This is a genomic window from Marinobacter nitratireducens (genome assembly GCF_000708045.1).
Taxonomy (GTDB): Bacteria; Pseudomonadota; Gammaproteobacteria; order Pseudomonadales; family Oleiphilaceae; genus Marinobacter; species Marinobacter nitratireducens.
Genome location: NZ_ANIE01000008.1, coordinates 50,300 through 68,479 on the forward strand (window position 1 = coordinate 50,300; position 18,180 = coordinate 68,479).

General features: G+C 60.2%; 8 protein-coding genes. 5 read left to right on the plus strand and 3 right to left on the minus strand.

Features of this window, described 5'->3' with window-relative positions; genetic code table 11:
• The first annotated feature begins 13 nt into the window (after window positions 1-13).
• Window positions 14-1,567, plus strand: a complete 1,554-nt coding sequence (locus D777_RS13780) for a methyl-accepting chemotaxis protein (protein WP_036133251.1) — start codon at window positions 14-16, stop codon at window positions 1,565-1,567.
• Window positions 1,568-1,591: 24 nt separating this feature from the next.
• On the plus strand, window positions 1,592-3,961 hold the full coding sequence (locus D777_RS13785) for a bifunctional diguanylate cyclase/phosphodiesterase (protein WP_036133253.1): 2,370 nt from the start codon (window positions 1,592-1,594) through the stop codon (window positions 3,959-3,961).
• A gap of 13 nt (window positions 3,962-3,974) precedes the next feature.
• On the opposite strand, the gene D777_RS13790 is transcribed toward D777_RS13785, so the two are convergent.
• The 3 genes from D777_RS13790 to D777_RS13800 form a co-directional block, all read right to left on the minus strand.
• Entirely contained in the window at window positions 3,975-4,367 is a 393-nt protein-coding gene (locus D777_RS13790) for a globin (protein WP_036133255.1), read from the minus strand.
• Window positions 4,368-4,493: 126 nt separating this feature from the next.
• Window positions 4,494-6,731 carry an ATP-dependent DNA helicase gene (locus tag D777_RS13795; protein ID WP_036133257.1) on the minus strand — a complete coding sequence of 746 codons (2,238 nt, stop codon included), beginning with the start codon at window positions 6,729-6,731 and terminating at the stop codon, window positions 4,494-4,496.
• Window positions 6,728-8,491, minus strand: coding sequence for a VRR-NUC domain-containing protein (locus tag D777_RS13800; RefSeq protein ID WP_051669117.1), 1,764 nt, complete (start codon window positions 8,489-8,491; stop codon window positions 6,728-6,730). Before D777_RS13800 ends, D777_RS13795 begins: the two co-directional genes overlap by 4 nt.
• A 124-nt stretch (window positions 8,492-8,615) precedes the next feature.
• Between D777_RS13800 and recC the strand changes: the two genes are divergently transcribed.
• Genes recC through recD form a run of 3 tightly spaced genes read left to right on the plus strand, consistent with a single transcriptional unit; the run spans window position 8,616 to window position 18,177 of the window.
• Window positions 8,616-12,221 (plus strand): exodeoxyribonuclease V subunit gamma, encoded by a 3,606-nt coding sequence (recC, locus tag D777_RS13805; RefSeq protein ID WP_036133259.1) that lies wholly within the window; start codon window positions 8,616-8,618, stop codon window positions 12,219-12,221.
• Window positions 12,218-15,946 (plus strand): exodeoxyribonuclease V subunit beta, encoded by a 3,729-nt coding sequence (recB, locus tag D777_RS13810; RefSeq protein WP_036133261.1) that lies wholly within the window; start codon window positions 12,218-12,220, stop codon window positions 15,944-15,946. Before recC ends, recB begins: the two co-directional genes overlap by 4 nt.
• A complete protein-coding gene (gene recD, locus D777_RS13815; RefSeq protein ID WP_036133263.1) occupies window positions 15,943-18,177 on the plus strand; it encodes an exodeoxyribonuclease V subunit alpha in 2,235 nt (744 codons plus the stop codon). Before recB ends, recD begins: the two co-directional genes overlap by 4 nt.
• The last annotated feature ends 3 nt before the right edge of the window (window positions 18,178-18,180 follow it).

The window sequence follows — 18,180 nt, forward strand, 5'->3', positions numbered from 1 at the left end:
CCAGGGAGTCACCGTGCGAAAAAACCTACCGGTTACCGATAAAGAACAACCATTTCCGCCCGGCAAGAAACTGATCTCATCCACCGACCTCCGCGGCAAGATACAGCATTGCAATCAGGCGTTTGTGGATATCAGCGGCTTTTCCCGCGACGAACTGATTGGTCAGCCTCATAACATCGTGCGGCATCCGGACATGCCGCCAGAGGCCTATGAAAACATGTGGGCACACCTGAAGGCCGGTGAGCCCTGGATGGGGCTGGTCAAGAACCGCTGCAAGAATGGCGATTACTACTGGGTCAGTGCCTATGTCACACCGGTCACCGACAGCGGCGAGGTGGTTGGCTATGAATCCGTCCGCTCCTGCCCAAGACGTGAAGACGTGGCCCGGGCCGAGGCGCTGTACGCCAAGATCCGGGCCGGCAAGAACACAATGCCATTCTGGAAAAAACTTGATTACAGCATGATTTTTTCCATTGCGGTGGTACTCATCTCCGTCATCGCATTCCTCGCCGGATTCAGGACCTTTGCGGAAATTGTGCTGGTTACGGATGTCGTTGTTTATGGTGCCTGGAACTACTATTTCCGCAGCAGAACCCTGAAAGAAATCAGTCAGGAGCTGTCCCGAAGCTTTACCGACGACCTGGCCGCCAGAAGCTACACCGATGACGATCTCGCGCTGGGCCGGATTCGGGTAGCCGTGCTGTCGCAACAGGCTCACCTGGACGCGGTGCTGACCCGAATTGAAGATTCTTCCGAGGAAATGAAGGAAGCGTCTTCCCGCAGCGCGAGGGCCAGCATGGAATCCCAGGACACCCTGCGCCAGCAGCAGTCGGAAATTGAACAGGTGGCGGCGGCGGTGCACGAAATGTCGCAAACCATTGCTGAAGTCTCTTCCAATGTTCAGCGAACGGCGGAACGGGCCGAAGGGGCACGGTCCTTTTCTGACGAAGGCCGAACCGTGGTCATGGAAACCCGGGAGGCCATCGATTCCCTCAAACAGTCCGTTCATGCCATTGGTGACGCGGTCCAGTCGCTTTCCCAACAGACGGGGGAGATCGTATCTGCCGCGAAAATCATTGAGGACATTGCCGATCAGACCAACCTGTTGGCGCTCAACGCGGCTATCGAGGCCGCCCGTGCTGGCGAACATGGGCGCGGCTTTGCCGTCGTGGCAGAAGAGGTTCGGGGGCTGGCCAAACGGACACGGGACTCCACCAGCGAAATTCAGGGCATTGTCGAGGCACTGCTGAGCAGTTCCCAGCAATCGGTAGACAAGGCAGAGGAAGGCAAACTGGCGGCGGACTCCGGTCTGGAAAAGATGCTGACCGCAGAACAGACGCTGAACGATATCGCCGAAAATGTCGGCACCATCGCCGAAATGGCAACGCAGATGGCGGCAGCGGTGGAGGAGCAATCGCAGGTTTCGGATCAGATCAATGAGCAGGTGGATAACATATCCCAACTGGCTTCCGACAATCTGATCAAAGGCCAGGAATCCACAGACAGTGTGGCGGACATGGAGAAGATTACCGCCGGTCTGCATGAGTTGGTGGTAAGATTCAAATGACCACACTAGCCCCGGAGGAAGTCGATGACTTCGCAATTCAGCGAAAAACAAAGGCTTTCCGCCATCCAGCGCCTGGGATTGTTGGACACACCTCCGGAGGAACGCTTTGAACGCCTGACCCGCATTGCCCGTCAGTACTACCAGGTAAAAATCGCTCTCTTCTCCATCGTTGATGAGGAGAGGCAATGGTTCAAGTCCCGACAAGGGATGGCCATCCCCGAGACCGCCCGGGAGTTTGCATTCTGCGATTACACCATTCGTCAGGATAAGGTTCTGATCGTCGAGGATGCCCACGCCGATCCCCGATTCCGTCGCAATCCGTATGTCACTGGCGAACCGCACATCCGGTTCTACGCTGGGCAGCCAGTACGGGAGCCGGGGGGCTTTAAGATTGGCAGTCTATGCATCATCGACGATAAACCCCGCAACGTTTCCGAAATTGAACTCGATGTTCTGCGTAACCTGGCATCCATCATTGAAGATGAGCTTGAACGGGCCTTCATCGCAAACGATGATTCTGAATACATTGAGGTTTCCCAGCTCGGACGCGCGATTCATCGTGCTCAGAATGTGTTCCTTACCAGCAGCCATGAACGGGCCGCCTTCGAACAGATGCTGTCGGATTTTCTCGGCCTGACCGGCAGTGAATTCGGGCTCATCGGAGAGGTACTCAGGAGACCGGACAACACCCCATTCCTGAAGATCTGTTCGATCACCAACATCGCCTGGAACCCGCAAACCCAGGGGCTCTATCAAGAGGTCGAGCGGCGGGGCATGGTCTTCGAAAACCTTGAGAACCTGCTCGGGAAACCCATCGAAACTGGTGATGTGGTGATATCCGACGACTTGAGTAACGACCCGAGAAGCGGTGGCGTTCCCGCCGGTCATCCCACCATTGAGAGCTACATGGGCATCCCTGTGTTCTCCGGCGATCAACTGATCGGGCTGGTTGGATTGGCTAACCGGATTGGCGGTTACGATGCGCGCATGGCTGACGAAATGAGGCCTCTACTGCACACCGTCGGCAATCTGATTGAACGCAAACAGCTCTATCAGGAAAAGCGCGAGAACCAAAAAAAGCTGGAAAAGGCAGCGAATTACGATGCTCTCACCGGTCTCCCTAACCGTCGACGCCTGACCGATCTGTTTGAACAGGAACTCTACGAGGCCGACCAGCGGAAAGGCAGCGTTACCGTCTGCTTTATCGATCTGGATGGTTTCAAGTCCATCAATGATGAACACGGCCACGCCGTCGGTGACGCCGTGCTCAAGGGCGTCTCCCAGCGACTGAAAGAAGCGGTTCGGGGTCATGACCTGATCGCACGGCTCGGCGGTGACGAGTTTGTGGCCATCCTCCGCGACGTCGAGGACCCCCGAGTCTACAACCGATTGCTGGAGGTCATCCGCCAGCCCATCAGTTTTCAGCACTACGTTCTGCAGCTGTCGGCGAGTATGGGCGTCGCGATCTACCCGGAGGATAACGTAGACGCCGACTTGCTGCTTCGCCACGCGGACCAGGCCATGTACGCTGCCAAGGAATCCGGCAAAAACCGGTACAAGCTGTTCGATGTGGAAAGTCACCTCAGCCGCAAGGAACGGGTCCGGGTACTCGAACAGATCGAGTCAGCACTTGAAGAAAACCAGCTCGAGCTTTTCTATCAACCAAGGCTGAGCCTGCAGAATGGGCGTGTGGATGGATTCGAAGCACTGATCCGATGGCACCACCCCGACGAGGGCCTTTTGTCGCCGGCGCATTTTCTGGAGCACATTGAGTATACGGAGCATGCACGGGCACTCGGGCTTTTCGTCCTCAACACCGCAGTCAGCGAGATCAAACGCTTTGTCAGCCAGGGCGTGCCCTATACCCTGAGCGTCAACCTGAGCCCCTCACACTTCCTCAGCGATCAGTTCCAGAGCGATATACGAGACATTCTCGGACCCTGTAACCGGGAAGTCCGCTCGCGACTGATCCTTGAAGTGCTGGAAACCACAGCACTGGATGATATCGACCGAGTGCTGGAAAACCTCTCGTTCTGCCGGAGTCAGGGCGTGGACATTGCCCTTGATGACTTCGGTACCGGCTACTCCTCGCTCAATCATTTCCGAAAGCTGGACGTTCAGGAAATCAAGATTGATCGCTCGTTTGTCAGTGACATGCTCGATGGAGACGACGGCATGATCGTCGAGGCGATTCTGAAGCTGTCGCACAGCTTCAAACGTCGCGTTGTCGCCGAGGGCATCGAGCATCCAGCGGTAGAGGCGCGGTTAATAGAGCTGGGATGCGAGAGTGCCCAGGGTTACCTCTACAGCAGGCCGCTTCCCCTTCCGGACGCGCTGGCCTGGGCCGAACAGTTTGTCTGGGGCACACACCACGATCCTGCCATGCAGTCGTGAATCACGATGGCGGTCAGTAGGCGCCGCGAATCAGCTCAATGCCCGGCTTCATTACATCTCGCCAGGCCTCTCCCAGCTCAGGCGAAAATTCAGGGTCGTGCATTCGAACCGTTTTCACCAACGCATTCAACCACAGCTCATACCAACTCGGATCGATATCGTAATTGTGCCTGTTGTGGCTGGTGCCGAGGTCACGCAGCTTACGATCGGACATACCACGGGCAACCAGAATCAGTTGCATGACACCGTTACGAAGCAGGTGCCTTTGGGCTGCCATGTCTGTTTTAACGAAACGGTTGCGAATAGCCTCAGAACTGGACATGAAGAAGTCGTAGAAATCCACAAAGAATTCATCCTTGCGGCAGCATCGGCCATAACTCTGGAAGACGAGATCGGTCTGGGTCATTTGCAGCCTGTGTCCTTGAAAACGTTAAGGGATTGTCATATCAGGCCACGCATTTTAGGAATATCAGTCATTATTTCTATAGCGATATGTAACAACTGACGCTAATAGCGACAATAGCGTGATGATTCAAAACCACCAGGTCGGGAGCATCTGTTTCACACTCGGCGTCAGGAATCGATCATCAATCAACCAGATTATTCCGCGATCGTCTGGCGTGCGAATAACCCTCCCGGCCGCCTGGGCCACCTTCTGCAGGCCCGGAATCAGGTAGGTATAGTCGTGCCCGGATCCAAATCGGTGATGCAGTCTCTGCTTGAGGATTTCGTGCCACTCATCGAACGGTGGCAAACCCAGGGTGGCGACGAACGCGCCAATCAGCTGATCCCCGGGTAGATCTATCCCTTCCCCGAAAACTCCACCCAGTACCGCAAAGGCGACCTGGCCCCGGGAATCCCGAAAACCCGCCAGAAAATCCTCTCGCTCTTTCGCCGTCATGCCCGGCTGCTGAGACCGCTGGGGCACGTCCGGCGAGGTATCGGCCAAGACGTCGCTGACCGCCCTGGCGTAACGGAAACTGCTGAAGAAGGCCAGGTAGTGCCCCGGTGCCTCCCGGTACTGATGTGCTATCAACTCGGCAATGGGCGCCAACGAGCGGTCCCGATCTACCTGCCGGGTGCTGATATCGGGTGTAAAGCAGACCTTGAGCTGATCGGCGTTGAACGGACTGGGCAGGGCGGAAAACGTGGTATCTCCCGGCATACCCAGAAGGTCCCGGAAGTAGATACCCGGGCTCAGGGTTGCGGAGAACAGCAGAACCGGCCCGGCCGCCTCGAACCGCGGCGCGAGAAAATCTGCCGGTATCAGATTCTGGATGGTCAGTCGGGCACGCCCCCGACCGGAGCGCCGGAATTCACACAGGGAGTGGTCGCCGAACTGATCCGCCAGCTTCATAAAACCCACCGCTTCGAACAGCAGTTCCTGCAGGCGCTGGTCCGGCGGGTTATCCACAAGATAATCGGTGATCGCTGATACCAGCCCCTGCAAGCTGCCCATTAATCCCGATGGCAGGGCATCGAGGAATACCGGCCCGTCGCTGCCGACATCCCGGATGATCGACTGCCAGGTCCGGGCACACCGATCCAGCGCCTTCTTCAGCACCTTCGGTGCGACTTTCCGCACCTGCAGCACACGCTGCTGCTCCACTTTCCCGGAATACATACCCCGGGCCCGGTCCACGAGGTTATGGGCTTCATCCACCAGCACACTGGCCAGCCATCCATTCTGCCGGATCAGGCCATGGAGCAGAGCCGACTGATCGAACATACGGTTCACATCGGCAATCACCACATCGCTCCAACGGGCCAGTTCCTGGGCCAGGAAATACGGACAGATGTCGTGACCAGCAGCGATGCGGGCTACTTCTGCCCGGGTCAGGGTGGTCCTGCTCTGCACGGCCTCGGCCCGGGCATCCGGCAAGCGGTCGAAGAATCCTTTCGCCAGAGGGCAGGACTCACCATGGCAGGCTTTGTCCGGCTGTTCACAGGCATCGTCTTTCGACACCAGTTCCAGCGTTCTCAGTGGCCATACAGCGGACGACTGAGCGGCGCGGATTTTCTCCACGGCATCCACCGCCAATTGCCGGGCGGTATTGCGACAGGTGAGGTAAAACAGCCGATCCTGCTTCGCGGTGGGCATTGCCATCAATCCCGGAAACAGGGTTCCCAGGGTTTTACCGAGACCCGTCGGGGCTTCCAGCAACAGGGTGCCGGAGCGCACCGCGTTCTTGTACACCGTTTCGGCCAGTGCCCGTTGTTGCGGTCGGAACTCGGGAAAGGGGAAGTCCAGTTGCGAGAGCAGGGCATCCCGCCGTTCACGGTGATGCGCTTCCTGTTCGGCCCAGGCCTTGTACTGGCGACACAGCCCCTCGAGTTCCTGCCAGAGTTCGTCGGCCTGAGCGGTTTCGGTGACCGGGGTTTCCTTGTCGCGACCAGCGTCGTAATAGATCAGGGATAACTCGATCTTTTTCCGCTGTTCCTGCCGGCACAACAAGGCGCCATAGGCGCGAAGCTGGGCCCGGTGCAATGCCTGCTGATGCTCGCGGATTCGCGACACATCGCCCCGGTGCGTCTTGATTTCCTCAAGGCGTCCACGATGCGGATGATAGAGATCGGCCCGGCCCGACAGTTCCAGGCCCAGACAGGTTCCGGTCAGAAGGTATTCACTTTCATAGCCATATCCACGGCGCGCCTGGAGCGCCTGATGACCGGCGATCCCTTCCTCGGCACTGGGCGCCGGGGTGTAACGGAAATCCAGATCACCGCAGCGGGCAGCAAACTCACACAGGGTCCGGACCGCAACCTTCACCCGGGCACTCCCGTTTGCGCGGACGCCGACTCGCCGCCATCCTGCCAACGCACATAACACACGCTGGCGGGAATGCCGTGCCCCGCAAAAAACTCCAGCCAGCGGACCTGGTGATCCTGTAACCGGTCACCCGGGCCTTTCACCTCAATCATTTCAAAACGGTTATCCCCATCAGGGGCCTGTGGATAAAACCGGATCAGGTCCGGAAATCCGCTCCGATGCTCCCGGATGTTGGCCAGCAAGCGCTGGAATATGACTTTCAAGTGGAGCACGGGAATACAATCCATGGCGAGTTCCAGCAACTCACGGGAGAGCGCCGGCCAGATCACGAACGGGTTCGCAATGCCCACTTTCGCATCCCAGTTGTCCAGCACCCGCTGCCGGTAGCTGCCATCGTCGAGCCGGTCGAAGCAGCGGTCAAACATAGCCTGCCGGCGGGCGACAAAATCTTCACGGGTCAGGTCCACCGGCCCCACATGGAACGGGTGGAAAAAGGCTCCGGGCACCGGTTCGAAAATAACCTGCCAGCATAACAAACCGAACAGGCCGTTGATCAGGGTGTTCTCCACATAGACCACCGGGGCCTCTTCCGTGCCGAGATACTCCTGCACGGCCATCTCTACCGACAACAAGCCGGGGTGCGGCAGTGTCACCGTCCATTCGGTCAGCGCTGGACGCTTGACCGCCGCCGGCTCCGAAGCCCCGACTTTCACCGCCAGGCGCTTGATGATTCTAGCCATGCCCTGAGCCTCGGCCTCATTCACGATGCCATCCGCCGTTGCCTGCCACTTCTGGGCAATCACCCAGGCATCTTCAAACCGCTTCATCCGTTCCAGTAAACGCAGCTGCTTCAGGCGCGCTTCACGGTGGCTGCCCGCCGCAAACGCCTGTAACGCCAGCTCGCGATCCCCCTGGCGTTCGGCCTGTCGCCCCAGTTCCAGCAGCAACCGATTCCGCCGGCCGGTGAGCCACGGGTTGTCGGTGCCTTCGGGCAACTGACTCCAGACCTCGGATGCCAGTACGCCCTGATCCAGCTGTTCCCGGCAATGGTGCATGGCAAGGTAGTTATCCACATCCCCGCGACGGTGGAAGGCCCGGGATTCCGGCGAAAAAGTCACTTGCTCGAAACGCTGATGCCCGAGTTCCACCAGAACAAAATCCGACCAGCTCTGGCGCAGGTTGCCGAAGAACATCAACCGGATACGGTCAAACAGCGCCATATCGCAGACCCGGACCACCAGGGTTTGACCAGCGCCAGCGACCGACTCTGAATTCATCCCCGGCCACTCGCTCATCGAACGTGCCTCGCTGTATCGGTCTTCCAACAGCGCCCGCATTCGCCCTTTGGACACACTTCTTGGCACCCCAAGTTCCGCCAGCAGCGGCGCAAAACCAGTACGCAGCTCGGCAACGGTAAACAGGCGGAACAACTCATCCAGCGAGACCACCGGCTGACTATCCAGCCAGCTATTCGCTGCCAGCTCCGCTAGCGCATCAGCCTCCGCGCTCTCGAGTTCCGGGTACGCCAGCTTGTCCGCCCGGAACAGATCCCCGGTGCGCATGACCATCCGGGTCAGCAGGGCGCGGGCGGAAACCGAAAGATGGAAGAAATTCTCCAGATGGAGAACTTCGCCACCAGTCAGCAAGTCCCGGTGATGGCGCAGAACCCAGCCCAGAACCGTCTCCATGTTCTCCAGGTAATACAGGGGATTTTCAAGATCGGCAGCGCGGGGGATGGCGGCCTGTGTGGGTCGGTTCATAGGGAATCAGGACAACCTTGATGCTGATGCTTATCCAGCTTACAACTCTATCACGGTCCGTTTCCGGCGCCAGTTGCGGTAACCTGTGCCTGGGGACCATATCGCAGATCAGACAGGGAGTACCATGGCCGCGCCATCCGCCATCGAACCGGGCTTTCACGCCATCCACGCCAACCATCTGGAAGACCTGCGCCGGGCCGTGGTGTTTCTGTGCCGGGAGAATCCGTTGCCACCGCTGGAAAGCGAGACCTTTCTGGTGCAAAGCAATGGCATCGCCCAGTGGCTCAAGCTGGCCCTGGCAGAAAAGCGCTCAAAAGACGGCACGGACGGTGGCCTGGGCATAGCCGCCGGCATGGATTTTCTGTTCCCCGCCCGTTTTATCTGGCAAGCCTACCGGGCCGTACTGCCGGACGGCGATGTGCCGGAACAGTCCCCCTTCGATAAGCGCCGCCTGGTCTGGCGCCTCTACCGGTTGTTGCCGGAACTGGTGGGGCAGGACGACGCGTTTTCGCCCCTTGCACGCTTCCTCGATGGCAGCGACACCGATCTGCGCAACTTCCAGCTTGCCGAGAAAGTGGCCGACCTGTTCGACCAGTACCAGGTGTTCCGGGCGGACTGGCTCAGTGCCTGGGAACAGGGCCGAGACGTGCTGATCACCGCCCGGAACGAAGAAAAGCCGCTGGCACCCGATACCCTCTGGCAGCCAATGCTCTGGCGTCGGCTGGTGGATGATGTGGGCGCGGAAGCCCATACCAGCCGCTCCCGGATTCACACCCGTTTCATGACCGAGGGGGAGCGCCTGGCATCACCGGCGAATCCTTCACAACTGCCCGGCCGCATTGTGGTGTTCGGCGTTTCGTCCCTGCCTCGCCAGGCGCTGGAAGCGCTTTACGTTTTGAGCCGCTTCAGCCAGGTGGTGCTGTGTGTCCACAACCCCTGCCAGTACTACTGGGCCGATATCATCAGTGACCGGGATCTGCTCCGGGCCGAACGCAAGCGCGGGGCGGCGCACCCGCAACTGTCAAATATTGCCGACCCGGATCAGCTGCATCAACACGCCAACCCGCTGCTGGCCGCCTGGGGCAAGCAGGGCAGGGATTACATCCGGCTGCTGGACGAATTCGACAATCCTGAAGAATATCAGGGCAAGCTGGGTACCCCGGACCAGAAAATCGATATCTTTTCCGACCATGGCCATGCCCATACGCCAAGGCTGCTGCATCAACTCCAGAACGACATCTACAACCTGACACCGTTGCAGGACATCCGCGACGAACAGCGTCAGCTGGACCTCACGACCGATCACTCCGTTGCCTTCCACGAGGCCCACAGCCCGCAACGGGAAGTGGAAATCCTCCACGACCAGTTGCTGGCAGCCTTCAATGCCGACCCGGACCTGCGCCCAAGGGACGTCATGGTGATGGTTCCGGATATCAACATCTATGCGCCCCATATTCAGGCGGTATTCGGTCGCTACCGGGCCGGCAGCAACCGCCACATTCCGTTCACCATCTCAGACCAGGGCCAACGCCATCACGAACCGGTGGTTATCGCGCTGGAAACCCTGATGTCGCTGCCCCGAAGCCGGTTTGGCGTGAGTGAAATCCTGAGCCTGTTGGAAGTGCCCGGTGTCCGGGCACGATTCGGCATCGACGAAAGCGATATTCCCCTGGCCCGGCGCTGGGTTGAGGGCGCCAACATTCGCTGGGGCCTGCATCGCAGCCATCGGGAAAGCCTGAACCTGCCCGCCGACCTGGAACGCAATACCTGGCAGGCAGGACTCCGTGCCATGTTGCTGGGCTATGGCATGGGCGACGACGAGCCCTGGGCAGGAACCGAGCCTTACGGGGAAGTCGGAGGGCTGCAGGCCGACCTGGCCGGGCGACTGGCCGAGTTCGTCGACCGCCTGGAAGTCCTCTGGGAAAGCCTGCAGACACCCCGGACCGCTGCTGAGTGGGAAACCCTGCTTTCGGAGATGCTCGAGCACTTTTTCCACAACGTGGAAGGCCACGACCTGTTGCTGCTGAACCGGTTCCGCCGCCAGCTGGAACAATGGCTGGAAGATGCCCTGGCCGCCGGGCTCGATGAGCAGGCGTTGCCCCTGAACATCATCCGGGATGTGTTGCTGGCAGGTCTGGACGAGGGCGGCCTGAACCAGCGCTTCCTGGCCGGCAAGGTCAACTTCGCCACGTTGATGCCAATGCGGGCTATCCCCTTCCGCAAGGTCTGCCTGCTGGGGATGAACGATGGCGATTACCCCCGCTCCCGCCCACCGGTGGACTTTGACCTGATGGCCAGTGACTACCGTCCGGGGGACCGCTCCCGACGGGAAGACGACCGCTATCTGTTCCTGGAAGCCCTGCTGTCCGCGCGGGAACAGCTGTATATCAGCTGGGTTGGGCGCAGCATCAAGGATGACTCGGAGCGTCCGCCGTCGGTGCTGGTGGGGCAGCTTCAGGATCACCTGGACACACTGTGGACAATCCCGGGGCAAAACACGACACCGGTCACAGAAGCACTCACGACCCGGCATCCTCTGCAGCCTTTCAGTCGGGACTACTTCCCGCTGTCCAATGCCGTCAGCGGCTCCGACCCGGGCATGCCAAAAGCGCTGGCCGACGTGCTCCAGGCCCGCAATCTGTTCACCTTCGAGCGGGAATGGCGCGGTGCCCTTCATTCTGGACAGAGCGCCGACGCGGAGACCACCGAACAACGCGCATTGCCGTACCAGCCCCCGGAAGAGCCATTGACGCTCAACGAGCTGGCAAATTTTCTGAAAAAGCCCATCGAAACCTTCTATCAGCGCCGGTTACAGGTGCATTTCGAGGCGGTGGATGACGACGATACTGACAACGAAAACTTCGACCTCAACGGCCTCGACCGCTGGCGACTGGACAATGAACTGATCCAGCAGGGCGTAATCAAGGCGAGTTCCGAGGATGAGCTGGTTGAGCGGTTGGAGACCAACCTGGATCGCATGGCCCGCCGTGGCGATCTTGGCATGGGGGTCACCGAACACCGGCTGCGGGAAGAACTCGCCAGTCGCCTGCCGGATCTCTATCGCCGGTACCGCGCCGCCCTGGTGGCATGGCCGGAGGCACTGGCAGAACCCACCACCTTTGATTACCGGTACCGCAACAGCATCGGATCGGTGGAGGTGGTTGACCTGATCGGCGAACTCCGTCGCAACGCCGAAGGCCGGCTCTGCCGGGTTGTCGTCGCCAGCTCCAGCCTGTTATCCACAGCCGGTTCGGGCAAGAAGGTGCGCTACGGAAACCTGATGCGGGACTGGGTGATCCACCTGGCGGGCCAGTTGACGGACTCCCCGTTTGAAACCCTGATCCTCGCCAAGGAAGAAAAACGAAGCTTCCATTTCGAGCCGCTACCGCCTGCACAGGCAAAACAACACCTGGACGCCATCCTGGCCTGCTGGATGGCCGCGACCACCAGCCCCCTGCCGATTCACTGCGACGCCGGTTTTGCCTGGGTTACCAGCTACTACCAGAGCAAGAAATACCTGGGTGACCATGAGCGGGCGCAGGGCGAAGCCGAGCAGGCCTATGCCATCGCGCTGGAACGGGATACCGGCTATCTCCGGGGCGCCTTCGACGATCCGGAAGCGCTGGTGCAGGGCGGGGAATTCGAAGCCCTGCTGCACCAACTTTACGTGCCGTTGTGGGAAGCGGAGCAGGGCAAATCCGCCGCCGGCCAGATCGAGGGTAACGCATGACTGACCAGAGAACACCAAACCGGAACCCCAATCTTGATCCCCTGACCCTGCCCCTGAACGGCAGCACCCTGATCGAGGCCAGTGCCGGTACCGGCAAGACCTTTACCATTGCCATTCTCTACGTACGTCTGGTTTTGGGGCATGGGCAGGCCGAAGGGACAGCGCTGGCCAACGGACTGTTGCCCCCCAATTTGCTGGTGGTCACCTTCACCGATGCCGCCACCAAGGAACTCCGGGACCGGATCCGCACCCGGCTGACCCAGGCCGCCGAGGTGTTTTCAGAGCACGGGCCCGAACCTTCTGCCGAGACGGCTCTGCTGTACCAGTTGCGGGACAGCAGCTATCCCGATCCGTCGAGCTGGCCCGACTGCCGCAAGAAACTGCTACTGGCCGCAGAGTGGATGGACGAGGCCGCCGTTTCCACCATCCACGGCTGGTGTAACCGCATGCTCAGCGAGCACGCCTTCGACAGTGGCAGCCTGTTCAAGCTTACTCTGGAAACCGACCAGAGCGACCTGCTTGAAGATGTGGTTCGTGATTACTGGCGCACGTTTATCTACCCGCTGCCGGAAGGGCTCACCGACGAGGTCCTGAGCCTGTGGAAAACACCAGACCAGCTTCGCCAGTCCATACGCAATCTGCTATCGGTAGCGCCTGAACTGGAAGCACCGACAGGCAGCGTCAGGGAAACCGTGGATGCCGTGGTCAACGAGCGGATCGCCCGTTCCCGGGAACTGAAAGCCCACCCCTGGGGCCAATGGCGGGAAGAAGTCACCGCGCTGCTCAATGAGCTCAACAAAGCCAAACGTCTGCACGGCGCCAGCAAGAACGCCATGGTCAAGGTCTGGGACACACTGGTGGTCTGGGCCGGCTCCAACGAGCTGTTGCCGGAGGGTCTGGATAAGGCCGGTTTCGTCAACCAGACACCGGAAGGGCTGGCCGGCAAACTCAAGGGCGAGGAATCCGCACCTCATCATCCCGCCTTCGAAGCCATCGAGGACTTGCTGGCATTCGCCAGCAATCAGCCCAGCGCCCGCTCCGATATTCTCCGCCATGCCAGCCGTTGGGTGGCGGAGCGCCTTGAATCGGAAAAACAGCAGCGTTCTGAAATGGGCTTTGACGACCTGCTCACCCGGCTCGACGAGGCCCTGCATGGCGCCCGGGGGGAGCAACTGGCGGCCACCATTCGCAGACAGTTTCCGGTTGCGCTGATCGATGAATTCCAGGATACCGACCCGGTGCAATACCGGATCTTCAACCGTATCTACCGGGTATCCGACAACGATCCCGACACTTGCCTGCTGATGATCGGGGACCCCAAGCAGGCTATCTATGGCTTCCGCGGTGCTGACATCTACACCTATCTCGAAGCCCGGCAGGACGTTCGCGAGCGGACCTGGACACTGGGCCGGAACTTCCGTTCCTCAAAGGCCATGGTCGAGGCGGTCAACCGGGTCTTCGAACACGCTGACCAGCACAGTCGTGACGGCGCCTTCCTGTTTGGCAAGGGGTACGAAACCCCACTGCCGTTCCAGGGGGTAGATGCCAACGGCACCAAACGGGAATGGCGCATCGACAACACGCCCCAGCCCAGCCTCAGCTTCTGGACCCTCGACAGTCACGAGGAAGATAAAAGCGGCAATCCAAAGGCGCTGGCCAAAGGCGCCGCCACGATGGATGTTGCCGAGAGCTGCGCCAGTGAAATCGCCCACTTGCTGACTCTTGGCCAACAGGGCAGGGCTGGCTTTGCCGCGGTCGGGAGTCCCTCGGATCTGGAAGCGGTCGAACCAAAGCACATTGCCATCCTGGTTAATAACCGGAACGAGGCGGCGGCCGTTCGCCAGTCATTGGGACAGCGGCGCATCAAGAGCGTGTATCTGTCTGACCGGGATTCCGTGCTCACGTCCACCGAAGCCAGTGAGGTGCTCACCTGGTTACGGGCCTTCGCCGAGCCACGACAGCTGGCACTGACCCGGGCGGCGCTGGCAACCCCCACATTGGGGCAGTCATGGCAGAGTCTGGACCGGCTGCTGACCGATGAAATCGCCCTGGAGCACGAAATCCAGCGTTTCATGGGTTACCACGAGCAGTGGCAGACCCAGGGCGTGCTGCCCATGTTGCGCACCTTCCTGATGGATTTCGACGTGCCGGCGAGATTACTTCAGCAGGCCGACGGCGAACGCCGGCTGACCGATATCCTGCACATCGCCGAACTGTTGCAACAGGACAGCCTGCAGTTGGATGGCGAACACGCTCTGGTACACCACTACGCCCAGATCCTGAGGGCGGCGGATGAGGAGGACGAATACCGAACCCTTCGCCTGGAGAGCGACGCCGGGCTGGTGCAGGTGATCACCGTGCACAAGTCCAAGGGTCTGGAATACCCCCTGGTGTTCCTGCCATTCGGCACCGCGTTCCGCGCCGAGAACGAGCGCCAGGCCTACGTTCGTTATCACGACGAATCGGGCAGGGCGACCACGGTGTTTGACCCGGAACCGGCCGACCTGGCCCGCGCCGACCGGGAGCGCCTGGGCGAGGATATCCGCAAACTCTACGTTGCCCTGACCCGTGCCCGGTATGCCACCTGGGTCGGCGTTGCCGCCATTGAGAACTGGCCCCGCAGTGGCCTGGGCTATCTGCTGGGCGGAGAGCATCAGGAACCATCCTCTCTGAATGCCAGGCTTCAGCCACTGGCCGACGGCCAGCCAGCGATCCGCCTGATGCCGTTGCCCGAGGCCGGCGATCAGGCCTACAGCGAGCAGGCCCCCGACGCCCTCGGACCGGCACTGGAATCCACTCGCGAAGCGCAGGAGGACTGGTGGATTGCCAGTTATTCGTCCATCGAATATACCCGTCTGGCCGGCACCGGCGTCATCTTTGCCGGGGAAGTGGAGGACGCCGAAAGCCAGAACCTGCTGGAGGAATCTGCCCAGTTACCGGAGGAGAGCTACGCGGTGCCGGTCGCCGGCCACTCCCTGCACCAGTTCCCCAAGGGCGCAGGCCCGGGTACCTTCCTGCACGAAATACTGGAGTGGTGCACCCAGCAGGGGCTGGCCACGGTTGCGGATAACCCCGAGCCACTGCGGGAGTATCTGACTCGTCGCTGCACGACCCGGGGTTGGAGTGACTGGATCGACACCCTGGAGGATTGGATACTGGCACTGATCAGCACGCCCTTGCCTCTGAGCCGGCAGGACAACACGCGAGCAGCTCTCAAAGACCTGACTGCGGTTCGCGCCGAACTGGAATTCTGGTTTGAAAGTTGCGACGTCCCTACCCGGACACTGGATAGCCTCGTCCGCAACAACACCCTGGAAGGTGCCGACCGCATGCTTGTGGATAACCGTCGCTTCAATGGCATGCTCAAGGGCTTTATCGATCTGGTATTCGAACATGAGGGCCGCTATTACGTGCTCGACTACAAATCCAATACACTGGGCGAGGACAACAACGCCTATACCGATCAGGCCATGGGGCAGGCCATTCTCGACAAACGTTACGATCTCCAATACGTGCTCTATCTGCTGGCCCTGCACCGCTTGCTGAAAGCCCGGTTGCCAGCCTACGACTACGACGAACACATGGGGGGCGCGGTTTACCTGTTCCTGAGGGGCATTCATGCGCCGGGGGCCGGGGCCTTTACCGACAAGCCGCCCCGGGCGCTGATCGAGCAACTGGATGCACTGTTCGATGGCACCGACAGTGACGGGGAGGAAGCCGCATGAGCCGAACCCGGCATTCCGACGACCAGTTTGCGCTGGATCTGAACACACCGGAGGAGACCTCCCCATTGGCGCAAACAACGCCTACACTGGAGTCCCTGGATCAACTGGATCGATTACTTGAGCAATGGCGTCACGCCGAGTGGATACGCCCGCTGGACGTCGCCTTCGCCAATCTGATCCGGTCGCTGTGTTCGGAGCAGGGAGAGACCGCCGATCCGCTGGTGCTGCTCCTGGCGGCCCTCGCGTCCCATCAGGTGGGTCGGGGACATGTCTGTATCGATCTTGCGTCGCTGATGCAGGATGCTGACAGCACACTGGCACTGCCACCGGAAGAGTCCGGGCCGGTTCTGCAACCGGACGAACAGCTCCGGCAGCTTGCTTACCGGAACCCTGGAGAGGTGCTTGCCCGGACCTCGCTTGAGGAAAGCCTCACCGCTTTGCACAACAGTCAGGCAGTGAGTGATGGTTCACTTACGTCACCTCTGGTACTGGAAGGAACTCACCTCTATCTGCGCCGTTTGTGGCGATATGAACAGGGCATCGCGGACGGTATACAGGCACGACTTCAGAGCCAAACCCTGCTGGACGATCCCCGGGGACCGGCTGCCCGCACTCTGGCTCAGGCATTGGAGCAATTGTTCCGCCCGCAGGACGATGTGGATTATCAGCGGGCCGCCTGTGCCCTGGCCGCCCGCAACCGGTTTGCCGTCGTGACCGGCGGACCCGGCACTGGCAAGACCACCACGGTAGTCAATCTGCTCGCGGCTCTTCAGTCTGTCGCCGCCGAGAGCCCGGAACGGGCCGGGCGGAAATATCGCATTCGCCTGGCAGCCCCGACAGGTAAGGCGGCGGCCCGCCTGAACGAGTCCATCGGCGGCGCGGTCAGCCGGCTGCCGTTGGCGGAGCTACCAGGTAATGTGGCCCTGGCAGATATCCCGACACGGGTGACCACCCTGCATCGTCTACTGGGCAGCCGGCCGGACACCCGAACGTTCCGGCATAACCGCGACAATCCGCTGCTTGTGGATATCCTGGTTATCGACGAAGCGTCCATGGTGGATGTGGATCTGATGGCCTCTGTGTTCGAGGCGCTGCCGGCCAATGCCCAATTGATCCTGCTCGGCGATAAAGACCAACTGGCCTCAGTGGACGCCGGTGCCGTGCTGGGGGAACTCTGCCAGCGGGCCAGCGCAGCCCATTACCAGCCAGACACCCTCGAATGGCTTGAAATCGTGAGTGGCCAGTCCCTTCCCGGTGAGCTTCGCGATAACAACGGTTTCGCACTGGATCAGGCCGTGGCCATGCTGCGCAAGAGCTATCGGTTCTCCGAAGACAGCGGCATTCGGCAACTCGCCGAAGCTGTTAACGACAATAACCTGAGCCCGTTGGTTCTTGATCACTGCCGCAATCAGGGCTTCGACGATGTGATCTGGCTTAACGGTAACGAGCCGCGTCCCGACCCGCTCGCAACCCTGGAGCAAATCGGCCATCACAGCGTGTCCGGATCCCCCGAGTCGTTTCTAAACCATGGCAAGGGCCGGGTCATCCATGGTCAGGAACTGGCCCCACCCGTGGGCTATTGTCACTACCTCTCCCTGATACGGAGTCATGCTCTCGACGCCAACAGTGCCCAATCGCAGTGGGATCAGCTTGCCCGTGACGTGCTCTCGGCATTCAATGATTTCCAGGTGCTGTGTGCTCTGCGAAAAGGCCCCTGGGGCGTTGAGGGACTGAATGACCTGATCGCTCAACGCCTGCTCGCGAGTGGGCTAATCGATCAATCAGACGGCTGGTATGCAGGCCGACCCGTGCTGATTACCGGGAACGACTACAATCTCGGCCTGATGAACGGGGATATCGGCATTACCTTCCGTTTACCCTGGGGTGGCAAAACCGGCGAGGGCCAACCGGAGCTGGTGCCACGGGTTGCCTTCCCGAGCAGCGATGGCAGCGACACCATTCGCTGGATTTCCCCAAGCCGTCTGCAGCAGATAGAAACTGTGTACGCGATGACCGTGCACAAGTCCCAGGGCTCGGAATTCAATCATACCTGCCTGGTGCTGCCAGACCGGATGAGTCCGGTCATGACCCGGGAACTGGTCTATACCGGCATCACCCGCGCGAAGAACTGGTTCAGCCTGATCACCGGCAGCCCCTCAGTATTGGAAGAAAGCACTCAACAAAGGGTCGACCGGGCCTCGGGTCTGGCCCGGCGATTGCGCTCAAGATAACCC

Coding starts and splice junctions, on each gene's coding strand:
- D777_RS13785 (WP_036133253.1), top strand. CDS start 1,592: ATGACTTCGCAATTCAGCGAAAAACAAAGGCTTTCCGCCATCCAGCGC.
- D777_RS13790 (WP_036133255.1), bottom strand. CDS start 4,367: ATGACCCAGACCGATCTCGTCTTCCAGAGTTATGGCCGATGCTGCCGC.
- D777_RS13800 (WP_051669117.1), bottom strand. CDS start 8,491: ATGAACCGACCCACACAGGCCGCCATCCCCCGCGCTGCCGATCTTGAA.
- recC (WP_036133259.1), top strand. CDS start 8,616: ATGGCCGCGCCATCCGCCATCGAACCGGGCTTTCACGCCATCCACGCC.
- recB (WP_036133261.1), top strand. CDS start 12,218: ATGACTGACCAGAGAACACCAAACCGGAACCCCAATCTTGATCCCCTG.
- recD (WP_036133263.1), top strand. CDS start 15,943: ATGAGCCGAACCCGGCATTCCGACGACCAGTTTGCGCTGGATCTGAAC.